The 7,745-nt window shown below is 69.2% G+C and carries 5 protein-coding genes and 1 pseudogene; 4 read left to right on the forward strand and 2 right to left on the reverse strand.

The features are described 5' to 3' along the window. The 4 genes and pseudogenes from DT074_RS27135 to ligA form a co-directional block, all read left to right on the forward strand. A pseudogene (locus DT074_RS27135) lies at window positions 1-413 on the forward strand (hypothetical protein); the annotation flags it as partial. Window positions 414-497: 84 nt separating this feature from the next. Beyond that, window positions 498-1,304: an outer membrane protein assembly factor BamD gene (locus DT074_RS27140; RefSeq protein ID WP_368744945.1), complete on the forward strand. Its 807-nt coding sequence runs from the start codon at window positions 498-500 to the stop codon at window positions 1,302-1,304. A gap of 15 nt (window positions 1,305-1,319) precedes the next feature. Further along, entirely contained in the window at window positions 1,320-2,999 is a 1,680-nt protein-coding gene (recN, locus tag DT074_RS27145; RefSeq protein ID WP_119422971.1) for a DNA repair protein RecN, read from the forward strand. Next, window positions 2,996-5,062, forward strand: a complete 2,067-nt coding sequence (ligA, locus tag DT074_RS27150) for an NAD-dependent DNA ligase LigA (RefSeq protein WP_119422972.1) — start codon at window positions 2,996-2,998, stop codon at window positions 5,060-5,062. Before recN ends, ligA begins: the two co-directional genes overlap by 4 nt. A 7-nt stretch (window positions 5,063-5,069) precedes the next feature. On the opposite strand, the gene DT074_RS27155 is transcribed toward ligA, so the two are convergent. Next, entirely contained in the window at window positions 5,070-5,465 is a 396-nt protein-coding gene (locus DT074_RS27155; RefSeq protein ID WP_119422973.1) for a PRC-barrel domain-containing protein, read from the reverse strand. A 77-nt stretch (window positions 5,466-5,542) separates the two neighbouring features. Next, the gene (locus DT074_RS27160) at window positions 5,543-7,168 is read right to left on the reverse strand and encodes a flavin-containing monooxygenase (protein ID WP_119422974.1); all 1,626 of its coding nucleotides are present in this window, start codon (window positions 7,166-7,168) and stop codon (window positions 5,543-5,545) included. Between the last annotated feature and the right edge of the window lie 577 nt (window positions 7,169-7,745).

Below are 7,745 nucleotides of genomic sequence, written 5' to 3' on the forward strand. Positions count from 1 at the left end.
GCCTGTCGGTGCCGGCCACCGCGCCGCAGGCGGCGGTCGAGCCGGCGGCGCCGCCGCTGCGCGCGCCCGACGCGCCCGGTCCCTTCGTGCCGCAGAAGGCAATGGATCCGGGCGTGCGCGCCGCGCGGGCGTCCCGGCCGGCCGGCGAAGGCGAGGCGGCCCTGGCGCCGCGCAAGCCGAATCTGTTCGCCCGGGTGACGCGGCCCTTTGCCCGCTTCACCATCGGCGCCGAGCCGGCGGAGCGGCCGGCCGAGCCGGTCCCGCCGACGCTTTCCCGCCCCGCCGCGACGCCGGCACCTCGTCCGGCGCCGAAGGCGCAGCAGCTGCCGATCGAGCCGGCCGAACGGCCCGCGGGCCAGGCCGAGCCTGACCTGCTGGACATCCCGGCCTTCCTGCGCCGCCAGGCCAACTGAGCCTCAGGCCGCCCGCCCGGCAACGGGCGGGCGCGCTTGATTCCCTGGCCGCCGCATGACAGAAAGCTGGCCATGCGCGTGAACATGACCCGAACATCCGTGGCGGCCCTGGCGGCCGTGCTGTTCCTGCTCGCCGCTTGCGCCGGCGACAAGGACGAGAAGTATGTCGAGCGTCCGGTGGAGGATCTGTACAACCGGGCGATGTCGACGCTTTCGGCCGGGGAGTACATCCAGGCCGCCAAGGAATTCGACGAGGTCGACCGCCAGCATCCCTATTCGGTCTGGGCCACCAAGGCCAAGCTGATGTCGGCCTATTCCTATTATCAGGCGACCAAGTACGACGACGCCATCCTGGCGGCCGAGCGGTTCAAGCAGCTGCATCCCGGCAACAAGGACGCGGCCTATGCCTATTACCTCGTCGCCATCAGCTATTACGAGCAGATCGTCGACGTGGCGCGCGACCAGAAGAACACCGAGCTCGCCCTGAAGTCGCTCGACGAGGTGGTGCGCCGCTTCCCCGGCACGGAGTACGCGCGCGACGCGCGGCTCAAGCTCGACTTGGCGCGCGACCATCTGGCCGGCAAGGAAATGAATGTCGGCCGCTATTACCAGAACCAGCGGCACTACGTGGCGGCGATCAACCGCTACCGCAACGTGGTCGACAACTACCAGACCACCACCCATGTGGCCGAGGCGCTGCACCGGCTGGTCGAATGCTATACGGCGCTCGGTGTGCATGAGGAGGCGAAGAACGTCGCCGCCGTGCTCGGCCACAACTATCCCGGCAGCGAGTGGTACGCCGATTCCTACTTTCTGCTGACCGGTAAGGATCTGCGTCCGCCGGAGGAGAGCGCCGGCTGGTTCTCGCGCAACATGTCGCGCATCTTTTGATGCCGGGCGGATGCGGTGCTGCGCGAGCTCGCGATCCGCGACATCATCCTGATCGAGGCGCTGGACCTTAGCTTCGGCGCCGGCCTTTCGGTGCTGACCGGCGAGACCGGCGCCGGCAAGTCGATCCTGCTCGACAGCCTGGGCCTGGCACTGGGCGGTCGCGCCGTCGATGGCTTGGTGCGCGCCGGCGCCGAGCGCGGCTCGGTCGCCGCCCGCTTCGATCTGATCCCCGACCATCCGGCCCGGGCCTTGCTCGACGAACAGGGCATCAATGTCGAGGGCGACGAGCTGGTGCTGCGCCGCTCGGTCGCTGCCGACGGCCGCACCCGTGCCTTCGTCAACGACGAGCCGGTCTCGATCGGCCTGCTGCGCCGGGTCGGCGAGACCCTGGTCGAGATCCACGGCCAGCACAGCGAGGTCGGCCTGCTCGACCCGGCGACGCATGGGCCGCTGCTCGACATCTTCGCCGGCGCGACCGGGACGGTGGCGGAGGTCGCGGCGGCGCATGCGGCGGCGCGGGTCGCGCGCGACCAGGCCGAGGCGGCACGCCGCGCGGTTGCCGAGGCCGGCCGGGAGGAGGACTACATCCGCCACGCCCTGGCGGAGCTCGACAAGCTCGCGCCGGAGAGCGGCGAGGAAGCGGGGCTCGCGGAGCGCCGCCTGTTCCTGCAGGGCGCGGAGAAGACCGCCGAGGCGGTGCGCGAGGCGCTGGAGCAGGTCGAGGGCAGCGGTCACTCGGTCGCGCAGCGCCTCAGGCTCGCCGCGCGCAGCGTCGGGCGCGTGGCGCCCAGGGCCGCCGGCCATCTCGATGCCGCGCTCGCTGCGCTGAGCACCGCCGGCGATGCGATCGCCGAGGTGGAGAGCGCGCTGGCCGCGGCCGGCCGCGCGCTCGATTTCGACGACCGCGAGCTGGAGCGCGTCGAGGAGCGGCTGTTCGCGCTTCGCGCCGCCGCGCGCAAGCACGGCTGCGCGGTCGACGACCTGGCGCAGAAGCGCGACGCGCTGCGCCGCCAGCTCGACCTGATCGAGAGCGGCGAGGGGGCACTGAAGGCGGCGGAGGCTGCCGAGGCCGCGGCAACGGCGCGCTATGTCGAAATCGCCGACGGCCTTTCCAGGCTCCGCGTCAAGGCGGCGGCCAAGCTGGACAAGGCGGTGATGGCGGAGCTGAAGCCGCTCCGGCTCGGCACCGCGGTCTTCGCGACCACGATCGAACGCCTGGCCGAGCCCGATTGGGGGCCGGGCGGCATCGACCGCATCCGCTTCGAGGTGGCGACCAATCCGGGCAGTCCGGCCGGCCCGCTCGCCAAGATTGCCTCCGGCGGCGAGCTTGCGCGCTTCATGCTGGCGCTCAACCTCGCGCTGGCCCGGCGCGGCGGTGCCCCGGTCCTGGTCTTCGACGAGATCGACCGCGGCATCGGCGGTGCCACCGCCGCCGCGGTGGGCGAGCGTCTCGCGCGTCTTTCGGAGAAGTTCCAGGTGCTGGTCGTGACCCATTCGCCGCAGGTCGCTGCGCGCGGCGCCATGCATCTCACCGTCGCCAAGTCGGCCCGCGGCAAGGCGCTGCCCAAAGTCGAGGTGACGTCGCTCGACCGCGCGGCGCGGCGCGAGGAGATCGCCCGCATGCTGGCCGGCGCCAGCATCACCGATCAGGCGCGCGCCGCCGCCGAAAGCCTGCTCGCCGGAGAGCGTGTGTGACGATTCCGAAGAAGGCGAGGGCGGAGCACGAGAAGCTCGCCGCCGAGATCCTCGAGCACGACCGGCGCTACTACGCCGAGGACCGGCCGACCGTCTCGGATGCGGCGTATGACGAGCTGAGGAAGCGCCTGGTCGCGCTGGAACAGGAATATCCGGCCCTGGTCACGCCGGACAGCCCGAGCCAGCGGATCGGCTCGGCGCCGGCCGAGGCCTTCGGCAAGGTCACCCACGGCCGGCCGATGCTCTCGCTCGACAATGCCTTCGCCGACGAGGACGTGGCGGAGTTTCTCGGCCGCATCCGCCGCTTCCTGGGTCTCAGTGCCGAGACCGAGGTCGACATGGTGGCGGAGCCGAAGATCGACGGCCTCTCCGCCTCGCTGCTCTACGAGGACGGCGTTTTCGTCCGCGGCGCCACGCGCGGCGACGGCCAGGTCGGCGAGGACATCACCGCCAACCTGAGGACCATCCGCGAGATCCCGCTCAAGCTGAAGGGCAAGGGGCATCCGGTGCGGATCGAGGTGCGCGGCGAGGTCTATATGCGCCGGGCCGACTTCCTGCGCATGAACGCCGAGCGCGAGCAACGTGGCGAGCCGCTCTTCGCCAATCCGCGCAACTTCGCCGCCGGCGCGGTGCGCCAGCTCGATCCGCGCATCACCGCGACCCGGCCGCTGCGCTTCTTCGCCTATACCTGGGGCGAAGCGAGCGCGCTGCCGGAAAAGACCCAGTCCGGCATGCTCGGCGCGTTCAAGGATTGGGGCTTCGTCACCAGCCCGCGTTGGCGGCTCTGCAAGAGCCTCGACGAGCTGCTCGCCTATTACCGCAACCTGGCGGCGGAGCGCGCCGACCTGCCGTTCGAGATCGACGGCGTGGTCTACAAGGTCAACCGGCTCGATTTCCAGGAGCGGCTCGGCTTCGTCAGCCGCCAGCCGCGCTGGGCCACCGCGCATAAGTTCCCGGCCGAGGAGGCGGAGACCACGCTGGAGGATATCGAGATCCAGGTCGGCCGCACCGGCGCGCTCACGCCGGTCGCGCGGCTCAAGCCGGTCGGCGTCGGCGGCGTGATGGTGTCGAACGCCACCCTGCACAACGAGGACGAGATCGCGCGGAAGGACATCCGCATCGGCGACACCGTGGTGATCCGCCGCGCCGGCGACGTGATCCCGCAGGTGCTGCGGGTCGACCTGAATCGCCGGCCGAAGGATGCCGAGCCCTACAGGTTCCCCGAAGCCTGCCCGGTCTGCGGCAGCCACGCCACGCGCGGCGAAGGCGACGCCGTGCGCCGCTGCACCGGCGGCCTCAGCTGCGGCGCCCAGGTGGTGGAGCGGCTCCGCCACTTCGTCTCCCGCGACGCCTTCGACATCGAAGGCCTGGGCGAGAAACAGATCACCGCGTTCCACGAATGGGGCTGGGTGAAACGGCCGGGCGATCTGTTCCGGCTGGAGAAGAAGCACGCCAAGGGCGAGGCCGCGCTGGCCGAGCAGGAAGGCTGGGGCGAAACCTCCGCCGCCAACCTGTTCGCCGCCATCGAGGCGCGGCGCCAGATTCCGTTCGAGCGCTTCCTGTTCGGCCTCGGCATCCGCCATGTCGGCCAGGCGACGGCGCGATTGCTCGCCGCCAATTACGGCTCGTTCTCGGCATTTCGCGCCGCCATGGCGGCGGCGACCGACAAGGAAGGCGAGGCCTGGGCCGAGCTCAACGCGATCGAGGGCATCGGCGAGGTGGTGGCGCAGGCGATCGTCGATTTCTTCGCCGAGCCGCACAATCTCGACGTCGTCGACGACCTCGTGTCCCAGGTCGAGGTGCAGGATTTCGTCAAGCCGAAGACGCAAGGCTCGGCCATCGCCGGCAAGACCGTGGTGTTCACCGGCACGCTCGAGACCATGACCCGGCAGGAGGCCAAGGCCGGCGCCGAAACGCGCGGCGCCAAGGTGGCGGGCTCGGTCTCGAAGAAGACCGACTACGTGGTGGCCGGCAGCGACGCCGGCTCGAAGCTCGCCAAGGCGCGCGAGCTTGGCGTCGCCATCCTGACCGAGCAGGAATGGGCGGCGCTGATCGCCGGCTGAGCCGCGATCAATCGCGCCATTCGGGCAGGGCTTCGAGCTGCTCGCGCGTCAGGCTGGTATAGAGCTTGCCATGGGCATGGCGGAACAGGTCGAGCGTGGCGACCCGGTCGTAATCGCCGATGCCCAGTACGCGATCGATCTCGATGGCGAGCGCGACGACCCGGCCCTGCGGATCGATAAGCACGTCCTCGACCTCGCCCACCTTCTCGCCGCTCTCGGCACGGATCGGCATGCCCTCGAGGCCGAGGAACGGTCCGGTCGTGGCGACCGGGCTGCCGGGCTGCACGGTGGTGACGCCCGGCGGCTGCTGGGCCGGCGGCACGGTTGCGGTCTGCGCGGAGAGGGTGGTGGGAAGAGCCAATGCCAGCGCAAATACGGCGCCGGAAAGAAGGCGTTCGGTCATCTGGCGTCTCCGTCGAATTGTTACCGCCAGAAGCAACCGCGCGCGCCGCCGATGGTTCCAAAATGCTGCGGCGCGGATCAGCCGAGATCGAGCTCGCGATACCCTTGCGCCGCCACCTCGTCGGCCCGCTGGCGAAAGGCGGGCGCGCTGCCGCTATAGCGCGCCAGGATGCGGCTGCCCTTGCCCTCCACATTGGTGTTCACGCCGGTGAACCACGAGCTCACTTCGTTGGCGAGCAGGCCGGCCGAGCTCTCGCGCACCGTCCGCATCCAGTCCTCGACGGATGTGACGGGCGCCTCCGCCCGCGACAGGCCACGCGCCTGCATGAAGCCGATCAGCCCCGTCACCCAGTCGACGCAGTATTCGATGCTGCGCGGAATGTTCCCGAGCGCCGTATGCGGCCCGAGCAGCATCAGAAGATTGGGAAAGCCTGCCGACTGGAAGCCGAGGAACGTCGCCGCCCCGCCGGACCAGTGCTGCTTCAGGCTCCGCCCGCCCGATCCGCGGATGTCGATCCGGTCGAAGGCGCCGGTCAGGGCATCGAAGCCGGTGGCGTAGATGATCATGTCGAAGGCATGGTCCCGCGCGCTGGTGCGGATTCCGGTCTCGGTGATGCGCTCGATCGGCGTCTCGGTCAGGTCCACCAGCTCGACATTCGGCTGATTGTAGACCTCGTAATACCGGGTCTCGAGGGGCACGCGGCGCGTGCCGAAGCCGTGGTTCTTCGGGATCAGCTTCTCGGCCACCGCCGGATCCTTCACGCGGGCACGGATCTTCCGCGCCACGAAATCGGAGATCGCGGCATTGGCGCGCTTGTCGGTCAGGATGTCGGAGAAGTTCCCGACCCAGATGCCGAAGCCGCGCTCCGCATAGAGCTTCTCGAACACGGCCTCGCGCTCCGCGTCGCTCACCTCGAAGGTCTTGCGCGGGTCCGGCGTGTGCAGGAAGCAGGCGAAAGTCTCGGCGCAGCGGGCAAAGATCTCGTCGTAGCGCGCCCGGATCGCCTGCATCTCCGCCTCGCCAATCTTGTCGTTGTGCAGCGGCGCGCACCAGTTGGGCGTGCGCTGGAACACGGTCAGGTGCCCGGCCGTCTTCGCCACCTCCTGGATCGTCTGCACGCCGCTCGCGCCGGTGCCGATCACGGCGACGCGCTTGCCTTCGAACCGCACTTCCTCCTTCGGCCACTCCGCCGTGTGATGCGACTCGCCCCGGAAGCTCTCGCGGCCCGGAATGCGAGGCAGGGTCGGGGCCGAGAGCGCGCCGATGGCGGTGATCAGGAAGCGGCCGGTGAGACGGCGTCCGTTCTCCAGCGTCACGGTCCAACGCCGCGCCGCCTCGTCCCACGCCGCGGTCTTGACCCGGGCGCCGAATTCGATGTCGCGGCGGAGGTCGAACCTGTCGGCGACGTGGTTGAGATAGCGGAGCGTTTCCGGCTGCGGCGAAAAATGCTCGCTCCAGCTCCATTCCACCAGCAGCTCCTTGGAGAAGGAATAGCCGTAGGAATAGCTTTCGGAATCGAAGCGCGCGCCGGGATAGCGGTTCCAGTACCAGGTGCCGCCGACCTCGGTGCCGGCCTCGAGCACGCGGACGCTGAGGCCCAGTTCGCGCAGCCGCAGCAGCTGGTACAGGCCCGACATGCCGGCGCCGATGATGATGGCGTCGAAGTCAGCTGTGTTCGCCGACGCTTCGGCTGCCGGTGTCATCGGTTCCTCCAGATCGGACGGCCCGCAGTGCGGAGTCGATGCGCAATGTTTGGTCAAAGCCAGCGGTCTGTAAACGTGCTTCCGCCTTGGGCAGATATTCTCGGCTGGGGCGGAGACCGGGCGATGCAGGCGAGTGCCCGAGGCGATAGGTAGGGGACCAGGAGATCACGCAAGGCCCGGCGGCTCCCGTGGTGACAAGGCGTGGAGCGGGGTGCATCGCTGCAGAAAGTGCTGGCATTCATGTTGCGTTTAGTGTAATATTTTGACGTTCTTCAGACCGCCGAAGTGCCGCTCCTTTAGATCGTAAGGATGAAACGAACGCCCTAACCCTGCACCTTCGCCGCAGTGTGGAAGATAGGAAATTACGATGTATCAATGAGATACGACAACATTTCTCCCGGATCGGCCGGCTCCATGCACCGTGCTGCGCGCATCGCAGCGCTTGACGGACTTTAGCATCTTATGCGAGATCGCCTGAAGGCGGAACAGGACCACCGGAACAGGAGCACCGGAACAGGAGCACCGGAACAGGAGCACCGGAACAGGAGCACCGGAACAGGAGCACCGGAACAGGAGC

This window comes from Desertibaculum subflavum (assembly GCA_003576705.1).
GTDB classification, from domain to species: domain Bacteria; phylum Pseudomonadota; class Alphaproteobacteria; order Ferrovibrionales; family Ferrovibrionaceae; genus Desertibaculum; species Desertibaculum subflavum.

Coding starts and splice junctions, on each gene's coding strand:
- DT074_RS27160 (WP_119422974.1), bottom strand. CDS start 7,168: ATGACACCGGCAGCCGAAGCGTCGGCGAACACAGCTGACTTCGACGCC.
- DT074_RS27155 (WP_119422973.1), bottom strand. CDS start 5,465: ATGACCGAACGCCTTCTTTCCGGCGCCGTATTTGCGCTGGCATTGGCT.
- DT074_RS27140 (WP_368744945.1), top strand. CDS start 498: ATGACCCGAACATCCGTGGCGGCCCTGGCGGCCGTGCTGTTCCTGCTC.